The following is a 15,111-nucleotide window of genomic DNA, read 5'->3' on the forward strand; positions in this document are numbered from 1 at the left end:
CGCTGATCGCCCTGCTGGAGCAGAAGATCGCCGCCGAGCTCCTCGTCGTGGTCAGCGCCGAATCCCTCCCCACCGACCCCGAAACCACCGACCCCACCGCCGACCCGGCCACCCAAGACCCCGCTGCCCCGGCCGCCGACGACGACATCAGCGACCACTTCGCAGACCTCGACGACAGCACCCCCAGCGACTCCGCCCCCGCCCCCGCCGCAAGCACTGACGAGCCGAGCCAGGCCGACGACACCACCGACCACTCCGAAGACACGCGGGACGCCAAGGACTTCGAGGAAGGCCAGGACCACACGGACGACCCTGCACCCGGCGAGGCCGACGGACTCGACATCCCGGAGGAGTTCGACACTGCCGAAGCTGAGGCCGAGGCGGATGCCGGTGCGGACAGCACCGACGCCTCCGCCCCTGCGCCCGGCGAGGCCGACGACATCAGCGACCACTTCGCAGACCTCGGCAACAGCACCCCCAGCGGCCACGCTCACCACGCGACCGGAAACCCCGAGGCCCCGAACGAGACCGTTGCCACCGGCGACTGCGAGGGCGACGCCGAAAGCACCGACCCCGCCACCAACTCTCCCCAAGCCTCGAGCGGACTTCGCGACGGGGAGTCTCGCGGCTGTGGAGCCGGTGAGCGCGGGGCCGGTGAGCGCGGGGCCGGTGAGCGGCGACTCGGCGAGTGCGAGCCGCGCGACACCGTGAACACCGCCTCTACCGAGGGCGACCACACCGCGAACGCCGCCTCCCCCAAGGGCGACGAGATCATCAGCACCAGTTCTGCCGAGCGCGACGAGACCGCGATCGTCAAGGGCGCAGACGGCGACCGTGCCACGACTCAGTCAGGAGCACCGCACGCCACACGGCACGCGTCAGCATGGCCAGCCGACGGTGGCGAGCATTGGCCCACAGCACCTTCGGACACAGCACCTTCGGACACAGCACCTTCGGACACAGCACCTTCGGACACAGCACCTTCGGGCGCGACGGCTCCGGACGCACAACCATCGCAGGCAGCACCCTCGGTGGCGGCGTCTTCGGAGGCGGCGCGGCCGGATCCTCCGCCCGAGGACGTCTCCGCATGTCACACCCACGCCGGGCCTCGGCCTGCGGGGGACTGCCGGCATGGCCAGGACACGTGCTGGTGCGACGGTGAGGCGCGCTGCTGCTGCGCGACCGGGGCAGCGGAAATGTTGGGGACACCTGGAGCCGGGCGTGGGACGCCGGGGACGGCGCAAGCAGCGTCGCAGGGTGCGTCACCGGGAGCAGCTTCCGGGGTGTCACCCGGAGCAGCTCCGGGTGCGTCGGCGGGCACGATGCCCGGGGCGTCGCTGGGGTCGGCGCTGGGAGCGTCGGCAGGCACGCTGCTGGGGGCGTCTCTGGGAGGGGCGTTGGGGATGGTGCCGCCGGGGTTGTTGCTGGCGACGGGGCAGGTGCTGCCCGTCTCCAGCGTGCACCGGCTCGCCCGCACCAGTACGTTGGTGCGGATCGTCATGAACGCCGACGGGCAAGTCCTCGACATGGGGCGCAAGGTCCGTCTGGCGACTCCTGCCCAGCGGCGGGCCATCTTCGCCCGGTATGCCACGTGCTGGGTCGACGGCTGCCCGCTCCCGGCGACCATGTGCCAGATCGACCACGCCGACAACTGGAGCACCGGCGGGCTCACGGACCTGAAGCTGCTGGGCCCGGCCTGCCAGTTCCACAACCGCGACCGCTACCAGCACCCCGACCGCTACACCCGCCGCAACGTCGGCGAAGACCGCTGGGCCTTCACCTACCACCGCCTCGGACGAGCCCGACGACTACACGAGTAAGGCCGAAGGCGCGGGGGTGAGCGATGCGCAGGGCAAGCCCGGGCGACACGCGGACAGGCCTAGCGGCTGCGGGCGGGAGGCGGGAGGCGCGAGCGCGGACGACGCACAGTGCAGGGCCGCGCGGCTGCCGGAGTGAGGTCGGAGGCACAGTGGACAACGCACAGGGCAGGCCCGGGCGCACGCACGGGCAAATCCGGGCGGCGCGCGGACAGGCCCCGCCGGCTGCGCGCGTGACCACCCGAGCCGAGGGTCGAGGGGCAACACGGGGATCGACGGGAGGCGTGAGGAAAGAGTCGCCGGTGCGCTGGCCACTGGGCTCACAGTCCTTCACAGTGCGCCGCTGGGCCTCACTGTGCGCCGACGGTTCTCACACTGTGCACGAAGCTTCGCAGCGCGGCGCAGGGCTTCGCCGTGCGCCGTAGGGCTTCGCAGCGTGCTGCAATGCTTCACGCGCGCCGGAGTTCGGTCATCGCTCCCGTCCGCTCCGCTCCCTCGAGCCTGGCGGGCCACTGTGAAACACGGCCTCGCGTGGCACCGCAGCATGGCGTCCGGGGTCACGACGCCTTGACCGCAGATCTGAGCCGCTGGGCGGCACTGTGAAGCCCCGTGGGGTGGACGGCGAAGCCGAGCGCCGCCTGGTGCCGGAAGCAGGCGGCGCCCCGCCCAGGTCGTGCGGACCGAGGGCGGGAGCGCCGCGCGGAGCCAAGCGAAAGGACATCGCGGGGGTAGTACGGACCGAGGGCGGGGAGCGCCGCGCGGAGCAAGGGAAGGGGCACCGCGGGGGGGTAGTCCGGACCATGGACGGGGCACCGCCCGGAGCGCGGAAGGGAGCGCCCGTGCGGGGCAAAGGGAATGGGCACCGCGCGGAGCGCGGAAGGGCGCACCGCGCGGTGCTGGGGAAAGCGCCCTGCGGGGTGGTGGGCCTTCCCTGAAGGGCGTCCTATCCCTGGAGGGCGTCCTGTCCCTGCGGGGCGTCCTGGTCGGGGGTCGGGGACGCGGAGGGCGAAGCGGACGCTGACGCCGAGGCCGAGCCGGCGGGCAGTGCGCTGCCGCGCTTCCACTGGTTCCAGCTCAGCTGCCAGTAGCTCCAGCCGTTGCGCCAGTCGAGCTTGCGCTTGGTGCCGGTGACCGTGATGACGTCACCGCGCTGGCTGATGCCGTAGAACCACTGGGCTCCAGCGGGGGTGGCGCGCACGCAGCCGTGGCTCTGGTTCGACTTGCCCAGGAACTGGTAGTCGCCCGCGCTCTGGTGGACGTACTCGCCGCTGTCGGAGATCCGGACCGCCCAGGGGATCTCCAGCTTGTAGTAGAGCGGGTCCTTGGGGTCGGTGACGCCGAGCCAGGACGAGGTCATCGTTTCGACCCGCTTCTTGCCCATCGCGAGGTGCACGCCGGTGGTCGTGAGGTAGACGTCGACGCCGTTGCGCTTAAGGCCGCCGCGGCCCGCGCTGATGGGGATGGTCTTGGCGAGCTTCCCGTCGCGGCGCACCTTCATCACGTGCCTCTTGGTGTCGACCACCGAGATGTTGGCGGTGCCGACGGCGAAGCGGCGCGAGACGTCCTTGGCGGCCTCGTTGCCGGGGATCTGGCTCAGCCTGGCGGTGAACAGGACCTTCTGGTGCGGCTTCCAGTAGGTCTTGGTGCGATAGATGACCTTGCGGTCGGAGATCCAGCGCCATGCGCCCTCGACGGGCTTTTGGGCCTGGACCTGCAGCACCGCTTCCGCGGCCGCCTTGTTTCGTACGGCGCGGTCGAAGGTGACGATGATCGGGAAACCGACGCCGACCCGCTCGACCTTCTCGCCCATGGGCGTGATGTCGGCGATGCCGAGCTTCGGCTTTCCTGTCTTGCGTGCCGTCTTGGACGCCGCGCGCGGGGCGAGTGCCGCCGCCTCGACGCCCTGGGCCTGAGTGGCCGGGGCCTGAGTGGTCGTACCGGCCGCACCAGTGACTGATGCGGCGGGAGCGGTTGTGCCTCCCGCCGAGCAGGCCGTAGCGACGGCGATGGCGGCAACGCTGAGTGTTACGTGGGCCGCCCGCCGGAGGGTATTCACGGTCTACTCCTCATAGGGGGTGTTCACAGCGAATTGCACTGAGTTGGAACGTGCGAAACGGTGGTTTTGTGCGGCCGATTCTGTAACGATCAAGTAACACCGATATGGGTGGTCCCGGTCGGATTTGCCGGGCCGCTCTGCCGTACGATCGGCCGCGTGCTGCTGATGACGCTGGACGCCTGTCCCGGCGGGCCCGGACTCTCCGCCCGCGACGACGAGGAGGCGCTGCGGATCGCCGCCGAGGCCTTCTCCGGGACGGATCCCGTCGTGGCGGTGGACGAGGACGACCGGGACGCGCCCCTCCGCTTCCTGCGGCGTGACGTCACCGGCGCGTTCGTGGCGATCCAGACGCGTCCCCCGATCGCCGAGGCTCTCGGCCTGCTGCCGCACCCCGAGGGCGGGTGGTATCGCGAGACGTGGCGGACGGCCGCCTCCGTCGAGCCTCCCGGGTACGGCGGCACGCGGGCGACGGCGACGGGAATCTATTTCCTGTTGGAGCCGGGCGAGGAGTCGGTCTGGCACGCCGTACGGTCCGACGAGGTGTGGTTATGGCACCGGGGCGGGCCGTTGACGCTCGTGCTCGGCGGTGCGGGCGAGCGGCCCGGCCGGGAGGACGTGATCGTCCTGGGGCCGGACGTGGAGAACGGGCAGGTCCCGCAGGCGGTGGTGCCGGCGGGCACCTGGCAGGCGGCCCGCCCGGCGGGAGACGAGGGCGTGCTGGTGAGCTGCGTCGTGTCACCCGGCTTCGACTTCGCCGACTTCACCGTGCTCTGAGGCCCGACTTCACCGTGCTCTGAGGCCCGACTTCACCGTGCTCTGAGGCTGATTCACCGTGCTTTGAGGTCGGCTGCGCCGCGTCCAGTGACGGGTCGCCCCTGTGTCCATAAGGTGGCGCGGCTCATGAGGTTGCGCTGCTCATGAGGTTGCGCTGCTCATGAGGTTGCGCTGCTCATGAGGTTGCGCTGCTCATGAGGTTGCGCTGCTCATGAGGTTGCGCTGCTCATGAGGTTGCGCTGCTCATGAGGTGGTGCGGCTCAGGTGGTGGTGCCGGGGAGGCCGACTCGGTCGGGCACCTGGCGGGGCAGGCCGCGCAGCCACCCTTCCACGTCGGCGGGCCACCAGCGGCCCGCGGACAGCCCGCGCAGCGTCTCCTTGACGGCGCCGGCCGAGGCGGGGCTCGGCACCACCCGGGTCGGCGCGGCCCCGGCGAGCACGCCGAGCCACCAGTGCCGCCACGTGGGCGTGAGGCTGTCGGGGTCGAGGACGATGTAGTAGTCGGGGAGCACCAGCCGGTAGGCACGCAGCGCCCCGGCCGCCGCCTCGATGGCCACCTCCAGGCCGCCCACCGGCGTCGTACCGTCGAAGAAGCCGGTCCACGCCTCACCGACGTCGGCCAGCGGATCGGCGTCGTGCAGTACGTACGTCGCGCTCGCGCGCGTCACCACGTCGGTCATCTCGGCGGGCGTCCGTTCCCCGCGCAGAATCGCCCGCACGTTGTGCAGGCCGTCGAGCCCCGCGATCACCTCGGCCGCCCGGTCACCCACCACCACGACCACCGTGCTGCTCAGCCGTCGCATACGGGAAGTCTAGGAAGCCTGGTGATAACCGTACGGACCCGGGGGTAGGCGAGCACGGGTGGAGCGAGCAGCGGGGGGAGAACCGGGGTGCGGGACAGGGACCGCTGGGTGCTGACCGACGGCGCGTGGACGGCGAGCGCGAGCGAACGTGACCGTACGGTCGCCGACCCGGCGACCGGAGAGCCGGTGGGCGACTTCCCCGCCGGGTGCGCCGAGGACGTGGAGCGGGCGGTCCACTCGGCTCGCCGCGCCCAGCCCGCATGGGCCCGTACGGCTCCCGCCGACAGGGCGGCGTGCCTGCACCGGATGGCCGGCCGGATCGAGGCCCGCGCGGACGAGCTGGCCGCGCTGGTGACCAGGGAGATGGGCAAGCCGATCGGCGACAGCCGCGGCGGTGTGGCGGCGGCGATCGGCACGCTCCGGCAGTATGCCGAGCTGGGGCCGCTGCACCGGGGACGGAGCCTGCAGGGCGGCTGGGACGCCACCGATCTCATGGTCCACGAGCCGCTCGGCGTGGTCGCGGTGATCACACCGTGGAACGACCCGGTGGCCATCGCCTGCGGGCTCGTCGGAGCGGCCGTGGTGACCGGCAACGCGGTGGTGCACAAGCCGTCGGAGCGCACACCGCACACGGGGGCGCTGCTCGCGGAGCTGATGGCGGCGGAGCTGCCGCCGGGCGTGCTGACGATGGTGCCGGGCGACCGGCATCCGGGCGAGACCCTGGCCGCGCACCCGGGTATCGACCTCGTCGCGCACGTCGGCTCGACCGCCGCGGGCCGGGCCATCGCCGCCGTCGCCGCGCGCACCGGCGCGAGGACCCTGCTGGAGAACGGCGGCAAGGATCCGCTGATCGTGGACGCGGGCGTGGACGTGAAGTGGGCGGCGGGACAGGCGGCGACCGGCTGCTTCGCCAACGCCGGGCAGATCTGCACCTCCGTCGAGCGGGTCTACGTCCACCGCGACGTCGCCGAGGAGTTCCTCGCCGCGCTCGTGCAGCGGGCCGAGGAGCTGCGCATGGGGCCTGGCATGAACGAGGAGACGACGCTCGGCCCGCTCGTCGACCGGGCGCAGCGCGACGTCGTCGACCGGCACGTACGCGGCGCGATCGAGGCGGGGGCGCGGCTGCTGACCGGGGGATATGTGCCCGAGGGGCCGGGGGCGTTCTATCCGCCGACCGTCCTGGCCGACTGCACGGAGAACATGGACGTCATACGCGAGGAGACGTTCGGCCCGGTCGCGGCGGTGCGGGTGGTGTCGTCGTTCGACGAGGCGCTCGAGCTGGCCCGCGAGTCGCGGTATGGCCTGGCGGCCACCGTCCTCACCCCGTCGATGGCCAACGCCCAGCGGGCCTGGCGCGAGCTGCCGGTGGGCACGGTGAAGATCAACGCCGTCTTCGGCGGAGCGCCCGGCGGCGCGGCCCAGCCGGTGCGCGCCAGCGGGCACGGGTTCGGGTACGGCCCCGAGCTGCTCGACGAGATGACCCACACCAAGGTCGTCCATCTGAGCCCGCTCCCCTGAGTCGATCACCGGGACCGGCTGTCAAGAGATTCTGAGCTTTGACCCGACACTGAGCGCGGGGCGCGCGATCGGCGGTGACGTGCTGCCTACGGTCTTTCTCGTACGATCCGTCACCTCGGGGGAGACTCATGATCATCAGCTCGGCCGCCGCCGCCCTCGCCGCAACCCTGATCGCCGGACCGGTCGCGTTCGCGGACCCAGCGCCGCCCGGGGGAGCTTCCGGGGACGACGCGATCCCGGTCGCGACCACGATCTCGGCGCCGCTCGACACGGCGGTCTACGACCCCCGCTACACCAGCGAGTACGGCCCCTCCGGCCCCGACGGCCTGGGGATGGCCGGCACCGCACCCGCCGCGCTGCCCGTCACGAGGCCCGTCACCATGCCGGTCACGAGGCCCGTCACGAGTCAGGCCATGGAGCCGAAGCAGGCCGTCTATCACACGAAGGGCAAGGACGGCGTGCGGCACGACGTGTACGTCGTCCCGATTTCGGATGATCCCTCCCAGCCGATCACGCTGCCCGACTTCGGCTTCAAGACGTTCCACGTGGCGAACAAGCCGCGCGCCCACACCAAGCAGCGTGCGCACAAGCCGAAGAAGGCCCAGCACCGTACGGCCGTCCGCGGTGGGGGGAAGAAGAAGCACCGCCACGGCGGCAAGGGCATACACCGCGGCCGCTGACCGATCACGCGCTGACCGATCACGTGCTGACCGATCACGTGCTGACCGATCACGTGCTGACCGATCACGCTGCCGGTGCGGGCAGGTGGGCGGCGGCCCTGCGGCGTTCGGCCTCGGCGCGGGTCGCCGCCTCCCTGACCGGGCGCTGCACGAGCATTCCGGCCAGTGTGGCAGCGGTCGCGCTGCCCAGCCCGATGACCCAGCCCACCGGGCCGAGCGGCCGGCAGCCGAAGACGGCGCTGACCCCCGGCACCGTGACGATGAACCACAGGACGGCCAGCGACGACAGCGACGCGAGCACGACGATCCTGTCCCGGCCGCCCCCCGCGAGCGTCTGCAGGAGCTGCGCGGACACGAGGGCGACCAGGCCGATCGTGTTCGCGCGCCCGCGGGTGCCCGTCATGCGTCCGAGGATCCACGCGACCGTCGCCGCCGCCGTCGTGACCGCCGCCCGCAGGTAGATGTCGCGGGTCAGCGACGCGCCCAGCGACGCCTCGGGGCCCTCGGCCAGCAGCTCGTCCGGATCGGTCGACGCGGGCGGCCGTACGGCGACCGCCATGGCCGGCACCATGTCGGTGAGCAGGTTCACCAGCAGGAGCTGCCGGGCGTTGAGCGCGCTCCCGCCGGCCAGCAGGTTGGACCCCACGGTGAACGCGATCTCGCCGATGTTGCCGCCGAGGAGGATGCTCAGCGAGTCGCGCACCGAGGTCCACATCGCCCTGCCCTCGACGATGGCGTCCACGATCGTCTCGATGCGGTCGTCGGTGACGACGAGGTCGGCGGCGGACCGCGCGGCGGGCGTCGCGCGGGAGCCGAGGGCGATCCCGACGTCGGCCGTACGGATGGCGGGCGCGTCGTTGGCGCCGTCACCGGTGACGGCGACGACCTCACCGGCCCGGCGCAGGCACGTGACGATCCTGGCCTTGTGCGCGGGGGTGGTGCGGGCGAAGACCGCCACCTGGGGCAGCACCTTGGTCAGCGTCTCGTCGTCGAGCTCGTCCAGCTCGGGACCGGTCATGACGCGCCGGCCGTTCAGCGCGTTCAGCTCGACCGCGATGGCCTCGGCGGTGCTGGGGTGGTCGCCGGTGACCATGACGATCCGCACCCCGGCCCGCATGAGGCGCCCGACGCTCTCCGCGGCCGTGGACCTGACCGGGTCGGCCAGGCCGAGGAAGCCGAGGAAGCACAGCTCGTCGATGCGCGACTCGTCGAGGTCGCTCCGGTCGGAGGCGGGCCGCTGCGCGACGGCGAGCACCCGGTAGCCCTGCCGGGCCAGCCGCTCCACCTCGTGCTCCAGCTCCGCGCGTACGGTCTCGTCGCAGGGGACCGCCCCGGTGTCGCGGTGCACGGTGGTGCAGTGGGTGAGCACGATCTCGGGCGCGCCCTTCACGCTGAGCAGGTGCCCCTGCTCGGTGCGGCCGAGCACGGCGTGGTAGCCCCGGCCCGGCTCGAACGGCATCTCGTCCACGCGTTCCCAGCTCTCGAACCCTTCGGCCGGCGTGACGTCCATCCGATGGGCGCCTTCGAGCACCGCGCGGTCGGTCGGGTGGGCGATCACCCGTCCCCCGCCGGACTTGGGGCTGGCCCGGACGGCCGCGGCGAGGACGCGCCGCAGCCACGCGTCCGCCTCCTCCAGCGGACGGCCCGACCACCCGTTCGACAGGTGCCGCAGGCTGATGCGGCCCTCGGTCAGCGTGCCGGTCTTGTCGAAGCACAGCACGTTGACCCGGCCCAGGGCCTCGATGGTGGACGGGTTGCGCACCAGGGCGGCGCGCCTGGACAGCCGCCGTGCGGCGGCCAGCTCCGCCACCGTGGCGACGAACGGCAGCCCCTCGGGCACGGCGGCGACCGTCAGGCTGACGGCGGGCGTGAGCGCCGCGGCCAGCGGCCGTCCGCGCAGGAGGTCGGTGAGGAGCAGCACCACACCCGAGGCGATCGACAGCGGCAGGATGCGCCGGCTCAGGTCCCGAAGGCGCAGCTCGACGCCGGTCGGCGGGCTCGGCTCGCCCGCGAGCCTGGCGCTGCGCCCCGACTCGGTCATGTCGCCGGTCGCGACGACCACCGCCCGGCCGCTGCCCGCCGCGATCGAGGTTCCCTGGTAGACCATCGAGCTGCGGTCGGCGACGGCCGCCGCCACGGTCGGCGCGGCCGTCTTCGTGACGAGCTGCGACTCGCCGGTGAGCGTCGACTCGTCCACCTCCAGCCCGACGGCCTTGATGACGCGGGCGTCCGCGGGCACGGCGTCCCCTGCCCGCAGCTCGATGACGTCGCCGGGCGCGAGGTCGGCCTTCGTCGTCTCGACGACGCCGCCGGGGCGGCGCAGCCGTACGAGGACCTCGGTCGACTCGGTCAGGCTCAGCAGCGCCCGGTCGGCCTTGAACCGCTGCACGCCGCCGAGGAACGCGTTGATGACCATGACCCCGCTGATCAGCACGGCGTCGAGCACCGAGCCGACGAGGGCCGAGATGCCCGCGCCGGTCGCGAGGGCGGGCGTGAGCGGGTTGGCGAGCTCCTCCAGCGTGGCCCGGGCCAGCGAGTGCGGCCCCTCCGCCTCCTCGGGCACGGCCTGCGCGCGGCGCCTGCCCGCCTCCTGCTCGCCGATGCCCTCCGACGAGGAACGGAGCCGCGCGAGCACCTCACGCGCCGACATGGCGTGCCATGGTGTGCTGTCGGCGCGGGCCGGGGTGGAGACGCGGCCGGCGTTCTGCCCGTCCCACTCGCCGAGCACGATGGCGCCCAGCGAGACGGCGGCGCTGGCGAGCTGCGCCCGGCGCAGGGCGGTGGCGGCCGGGCCCGCGACGGCCAGCAGGGTGCCGACGCACGCGCCCGCCGCGCCGAGCCGTACGGCGTTCGCGCTGTTGCCGCGCGCCCGGGGCAGGCAGCGCAGGAACAGGTGGACGCCGTTCAGCTCGCCGGCGATGTCGGCGTCCCACGGCACCACGTGGCCGGGTTCCTCGGCAGCAGGATCGACCACACCGACGCCGATGTCGGCCTGGGCGAGCGCGTGCCAGGCGTTCTTCGACACGACGGCCACGCAGCGGCCCGCCGCCTGCAGGTCGTGCACGTGCCCGGCGAGCTCGGGGCCTCCGGGCAGCGTACGGACGATCCCGAGGCGCTGGGCGAGGCCCTCGTCGCCGCCCGCGAGCATGACCGTGCCGGCCGCCTTGGCGGCGCTGACGACGGGCACGGCCAGGGCGTCGATCTCCGGGGCGAGACCGGCGACGGCGACCCGTGAGCCGTCCCTCGACACCTCCACCGCCCGCAGTCCGCGTGACCGCCAGAGGTCGGCGTCCGAGAGCAGGAGATCGGGGTCGGGCAGCGGACGGACCGACCAGTCCTCCACGGTCGCCGTGTGGCCGGGGTCGGAGAAGTCGATGAGCGAGTAGAGCCGGGAGTACAGCTCGCCGGTGTCCTCCCCCTCACGCAGCGGCTCGACCCGGTCGATCGTCCACGAGCCGGTCGTCAGCGCGTCGGCGTGCAGGATGACGGTGTCGACGCGGTCCATCTTGCGCAGGCAGTCGGCGTCGAAGACGACCGTGTCGTGCTTGCCGAGCGCGCGGGTGATCGCGCCCGCGAACGCGTCGCGGCTGAGGTCGGCGACCCGTGGAGTGCCGGCGACGAGGATCGACACGGCCCGTTCGCCCCGCATGAGCGCCCGCGTCAGCGCGTACGCGGCGGCGCTGATCGGGGCGACCACGTCGGCGTAGCGCTCGATCGGCCCGTGCGGCAGGTGGGTCGGCCGCTGCCGGGTCTCGGCCCTGATGTGGTGGTAGGCGCCCGGACGCGTGGCGAGCCGCTCCTCCAGCCTCTCCCACGCGTGCCGGCTGGCTCTGGTCTCGACATAGCGGCCCACGTTGGCGACGGCCTGCACGAACAGCGCGGTGGGACGGAGCGTGAGGGTCTGGGTGACGAGGTTGGCGGTGTTGAACAGGGCGTCGGTGGGACCATGCCCCAGCCTGCGGTCGAGCTGTTCGCGGATCGCGGGCGTGGCGTTGACCAGTTGCAGCAACGCGGGCACGGCCACTGGGAGCTGCGGGGCCCGGATGGCCCTTCCCAGGAAGATCAGCCCGATTCCGGCGATGCCGGCCGTCAGCCGTACGGTCGCCCGCAGGTGCTCCTCGACGAGCTGGACGGGGCTCTCGTGGGCGTGCTCCTCCTGCTCGTCCAGCTCCGTGACGAGGGTCAGCAGCTTGTCGTGGTCGACCCGGTCCGGGTCGCAGGCGACGAAGACGGCGGAGATGCGGCCGTTGACCTCCGCCCGCTCGACGCAGGGGAGGGCCTCGAGCCGCTCCTCCAGATGACTCGCCGCGTCCTCGGAGCCCGGCCGGCCGATCCCGCGCAGGTCGATGCGCACCCCGCCGGGGCAGACGTGCATGTCGCGCGGGCAGGGAAGCAGCTCCCGGAACGGCTCGGGCAGCACGCCGCGCAACAGGGTCAGGGACGTCGTGAGCGCCTGGTTCAGGAACATTCGGCTCTCCAGCAGATGGGAGCCCGGACGCCGGGTCCGGGAAGGAACGGGCGGCCGCACCGGAGGGTCAGCCGGTGGGGGCCAGGTCGCCTCGTCACCGCGGCGCGAGCGCGCGGCTGCGGCTGTGCCACGTCGGCGGACGGCCGCAGACATCGGTGGCGGGCTGCCGGAGTGCCCGGAAACACCTCATCCCCCTCCTCGCGAGAGTCGGGGGGAACTCACGAATGGATTCCGCCTGAACCCATACGAAGGCTCAGGCGGCGGTCATAACGGTCGTGTGCGACCGTCCTCGGATACTTTTCCTCCATCCGGAGCCCGAGAAACGCGGGAATGCGAGAAACGCGGGAATACGGGCGTGAGGGGAAAATCCGGATGAGGTGGGAGTGAGGGAAACTGATCGGCGCGCCGAGGGGGCGCGCCGGGCCGCGGAGTCACCCGATGGTGAACGCGGGCCAGTCGAGCAGGGTGAGCAGCTTGCGCAGGCTCGGCTTGACGTTGTCGAGCCGGATCGGCCGGCCTAGGGGAGAGTCGGACAGCAGGGCCAGGGCGCGCAGGCCGGAGAGGTCGATGAACTGGAGCTCGGCGACGTCCACGGTTCCCGTGCCCGGGCTCGCCCACTGCCGGTGCAGGGCGTCGGCCATCGCGTCGCCGTTGGTGAGGTCGATCTGTCCGATCAGCCGTACGCCGCCGTCTTCGGAGGAGCGTACGACCAGTTGCTCGTCGAGATAGAGCAGAGTTCTCTTGCTCTGGGCCGATTCGAGCGACCCATTGACGATCATCATGTCGGTGCCGCCTTCCATGTAGAGGGGCAGCCACCTCCGAGCATCACCGTCGCCGCTCACCGGTGTCAACCCGGCCGCCGTACGGCCGAGAGCGGTTCCGTCGCCGAATGGCCCGCTGCCTGCGGCGACGCGCTCCCGGCCGTACGTTTCAGGCTTTGTGCGCGACGCCGCCGACGAACGTGTGATAGGTGATGCCGGGCTCGAAGACCTCACCCGGGTCCGGCCGCCACTCCGGGAGCGGCACCAGGCCGGGTTCGAGGAGCGGCAGGTCGCCGAAGTAGGCCAAGATCTCCTCGCGGGTGCGCCACCGGCCCGTGCCCAGGTTCTCGTTGAACAGCTTTTCGGCCGTGGTCGCCTGCGCCGACACATCGGGCATGCTCGGCCCCGGGTTGTGGAAGTGGGACAGCGCCAGATAGCTGCCCGAGGGCAGGGCCTCGCGGAAGCGCGCGGCGATCCCCTGGGGGTCCTCGTGGTCGTTGACGTGATGCAGGATCGCGAACAGCAGCAGGGCCACCGGCTGGTCGAAGTCGATGAGCGCGCGGACCCCGGGGTGCCCCAGGATCGACTCCGGGTCGCGGATGTCGGCCTCGACGACCGTGGTGCTCCCGTTGGTCGCGAGCAGCGCCCTGCCGTGCAGGAGCACGATGGGGTCGTTGTCGACGTAGACGACGCGAGCCTCCGGGGCGACCTTCTGGGCCACTTCGTGCACGTTGCCCTGCGTGGGCAGGCCCGAGCCGATGTCGAGGAACTGCCGGATGCCCGCCTCGGCGGCCAGATGGTGTACGACGCGCCGGAGGAAGGCGCGGTTCGACCGGCCCGCCGCGGGGGCGTCCGGGGCGATCCGCAGCGTGGCCTCGCCCACCTGCCGGTCGATGGCGTAGTTGTCCTTGCCGCCGAGGAAGAAGTCGTAGACACGGGCGATGCTCGGCTTGCTCGTGTCGATCCTGGCGAACGCCTGGGCGCGTCCGGCAGGGTCGTCGCCCGGGTGCTGGTCGTTGTCGGCCATGATCCGTCCTGTTCCTCGCCGTGCCGGTTCAGATCATGATCATGCTATGAGCTTCCGGGGCCGCAGAGAAGGATGTTTGCGCTAAATGGCGCGAACCGGTCGGCCAGCGAACAGCATCGGCCGGCGAAGTGTCCGGTCGGAGGGTGAAGTGTCCGGTCGGTGGGCGAGGGCGGCCGTGGTGGGCGGCCGTGGACAGCGGGCCGCCCACGGGTGCGCACGAGTGCCGGATCAGACGCTGACGCCGACCCCGCCGCGCGTCTGCGCGCCGTAGCGCTCCAGCTCCTTCGCGAGGTCGAGCGGCCTGATCTGGGCGCGTCCGTCGAGGACCTCCTGGGTGATCAGGTCGGCGGGCACCAGCCAGGACACCTCGAACTCCAGCCCGTCCGGATCCTTCGCGTAGAGGGCCTTGGTGGTGGAGTGGTCGGACGCGCCGACCAGGGCGTTCATCTCCGTCAGCCTGGTCGCGATCCGGTGCAGCTCGGCGAGCGTGTCGACCTCCCAGGCGAGGTGATAGAGGCCGACCGTCGCGCGCCCGGCGGCCGACGGCCCCGCCTGCGCCCCGATCTGGAACAGCCCGAGGTCGTGGTCGTTCGAGGAGCCCTCGGCCTGCAGGAAGGCCGCCCCGGGGAACGACTGGACGACGCGGAAGCCGAGGGCCTCCTGGTAGAAGGCCACGCTGCGGGAGACGTCCCGCACGTACAGCACGGCGTGGTTGAGTCGCTGGACCGGCATGACGCCCTCCCGAAAACTTGAACGCTCAAGTAATTGTACCTCGGTGGGTTTCCCGGAAACTGTCGGTGCCAGGTCGTACGGTTGCCACCGGGCAGCGCCGGGGGCGCTGGCCGGGAGCGGTCCGGAGATCGGTGCCGGCGAGAGGCCGGCGGAGGGGGACGACATGATCGTGGATAGGGCGACGCGGGAGCACGAGGACAACCTGGTCCTGTTCCGGGCGGTGCACGAGGTCGCGGTCCGTCATGCCGGCGCGCCGTACCACCAGGTGATCTCGGCGCTGGCCGCCTGCCTGCCCGACACTCCCCGATTGGCCGACGACGAACTGCGGCGCATCGCCGAGGAGATCACCCTCGGCCGCGATCCCTCGGGCTTGTGAGCCGCCGCCTGCGGCATCGCGAACGCGTGCCGAGGCGTCGGGCTCAGGGACCGCCATGGTTGACGCTGTGAGCCTCCACCGCCCGAGGCCGGCACTCGC

General features: G+C 72.2%; 10 protein-coding genes and 1 pseudogene. 5 read left to right on the forward strand and 6 right to left on the reverse strand.

Annotation, left to right across the window (positions count from 1 at the left end; translation table 11 throughout):
- A pseudogene (locus FLV34_RS40295) lies at window positions 1–1,820 on the forward strand (DUF222 domain-containing protein); the annotation flags it as partial.
- Between the two features lie 940 nt (window positions 1,821–2,760).
- Here the strand turns inward: FLV34_RS40295 and FLV34_RS09215 are convergent.
- Window positions 2,761–3,873, reverse strand: a complete 1,113-nt coding sequence (locus tag FLV34_RS09215) for a L,D-transpeptidase (RefSeq protein ID WP_147942878.1) — start codon at window positions 3,871–3,873, stop codon at window positions 2,761–2,763.
- A 165-nt stretch (window positions 3,874–4,038) separates the two neighbouring features.
- Between FLV34_RS09215 and FLV34_RS09220 the strand changes: the two genes are divergently transcribed.
- Window positions 4,039–4,647 carry a cupin domain-containing protein gene (locus tag FLV34_RS09220; RefSeq protein ID WP_147942937.1) on the forward strand — a complete coding sequence of 203 codons (609 nt, stop codon included), beginning with the start codon at window positions 4,039–4,041 and terminating at the stop codon, window positions 4,645–4,647.
- Between the two features lie 260 nt (window positions 4,648–4,907).
- Here the strand turns inward: FLV34_RS09220 and FLV34_RS09225 are convergent, their stop codons facing one another.
- The gene (locus FLV34_RS09225; protein ID WP_147942879.1) at window positions 4,908–5,450 is read right to left on the reverse strand and encodes a hypothetical protein; all 543 of its coding nucleotides are present in this window, start codon (window positions 5,448–5,450) and stop codon (window positions 4,908–4,910) included.
- 87 nt (window positions 5,451–5,537) lie between these two features.
- Between FLV34_RS09225 and FLV34_RS09230 the strand changes: the two genes are divergently transcribed.
- Window positions 5,538–6,968 (forward strand): aldehyde dehydrogenase, encoded by a 1,431-nt coding sequence (locus FLV34_RS09230; RefSeq protein WP_221889946.1) that lies wholly within the window; start codon window positions 5,538–5,540, stop codon window positions 6,966–6,968.
- A gap of 128 nt (window positions 6,969–7,096) precedes the next feature.
- Window positions 7,097–7,648 carry a hypothetical protein gene (locus FLV34_RS09235; RefSeq protein ID WP_147942880.1) on the forward strand — a complete coding sequence of 184 codons (552 nt, stop codon included), beginning with the start codon at window positions 7,097–7,099 and terminating at the stop codon, window positions 7,646–7,648.
- 64 nt (window positions 7,649–7,712) lie between these two features.
- Here FLV34_RS09235 and FLV34_RS09240 read toward each other — a convergent pair whose 3' ends face one another.
- The 4 genes from FLV34_RS09240 to FLV34_RS09255 form a co-directional block, all read right to left on the reverse strand.
- The gene (locus FLV34_RS09240) at window positions 7,713–12,116 is read right to left on the reverse strand and encodes a cation-translocating P-type ATPase (RefSeq protein ID WP_147942881.1); all 4,404 of its coding nucleotides are present in this window, start codon (window positions 12,114–12,116) and stop codon (window positions 7,713–7,715) included.
- Between the two features lie 431 nt (window positions 12,117–12,547).
- A complete protein-coding gene (locus FLV34_RS09245) occupies window positions 12,548–12,898 on the reverse strand; it encodes an STAS domain-containing protein (RefSeq protein ID WP_187280584.1) in 351 nt (116 codons plus the stop codon).
- A gap of 148 nt (window positions 12,899–13,046) precedes the next feature.
- A complete protein-coding gene (locus tag FLV34_RS09250) occupies window positions 13,047–13,904 on the reverse strand; it encodes an SAM-dependent methyltransferase (RefSeq protein WP_142648996.1) in 858 nt (285 codons plus the stop codon).
- A gap of 228 nt (window positions 13,905–14,132) precedes the next feature.
- Window positions 14,133–14,636 (reverse strand): VOC family protein, encoded by a 504-nt coding sequence (locus FLV34_RS09255; protein WP_142648997.1) that lies wholly within the window; start codon window positions 14,634–14,636, stop codon window positions 14,133–14,135.
- Window positions 14,637–14,799: 163 nt separating this feature from the next.
- Between FLV34_RS09255 and FLV34_RS09260 the strand changes: the two genes are divergently transcribed.
- Complete coding sequence (locus FLV34_RS09260) at window positions 14,800–15,012, forward strand: hypothetical protein (protein WP_147942883.1); 213 nt, start codon at window positions 14,800–14,802, stop codon at window positions 15,010–15,012.
- The last annotated feature ends 99 nt before the right edge of the window (window positions 15,013–15,111 follow it).

It is taken from the genome of Microbispora sp. CSR-4 (genome assembly GCF_008033685.1).
Lineage (GTDB): Bacteria > Actinomycetota > Actinomycetes > Streptosporangiales > Streptosporangiaceae > Microbispora.

What these genes read in the sequence shown, in the direction of transcription:
- FLV34_RS09220 (WP_147942937.1), top strand. Translation starts at nt 4,039, where the DNA reads ATGACGCTGGACGCCTGTCCCGGCGGGCCCGGACTCTCCGCCCGCGAC.
- FLV34_RS09225 (WP_147942879.1), bottom strand. Translation starts at nt 5,450, where the DNA reads ATGCGACGGCTGAGCAGCACGGTGGTCGTGGTGGTGGGTGACCGGGCG.
- FLV34_RS09235 (WP_147942880.1), top strand. Translation starts at nt 7,097, where the DNA reads ATGATCATCAGCTCGGCCGCCGCCGCCCTCGCCGCAACCCTGATCGCC.
- FLV34_RS09240 (WP_147942881.1), bottom strand. Translation starts at nt 12,116, where the DNA reads ATGTTCCTGAACCAGGCGCTCACGACGTCCCTGACCCTGTTGCGCGGC.
- FLV34_RS09245 (WP_187280584.1), bottom strand. Translation starts at nt 12,898, where the DNA reads ATGATGATCGTCAATGGGTCGCTCGAATCGGCCCAGAGCAAGAGAACT.
- FLV34_RS09250 (WP_142648996.1), bottom strand. Translation starts at nt 13,904, where the DNA reads ATGGCCGACAACGACCAGCACCCGGGCGACGACCCTGCCGGACGCGCC.
- FLV34_RS09255 (WP_142648997.1), bottom strand. Translation starts at nt 14,636, where the DNA reads ATGCCGGTCCAGCGACTCAACCACGCCGTGCTGTACGTGCGGGACGTC.
- FLV34_RS09260 (WP_147942883.1), top strand. Translation starts at nt 14,800, where the DNA reads ATGATCGTGGATAGGGCGACGCGGGAGCACGAGGACAACCTGGTCCTG.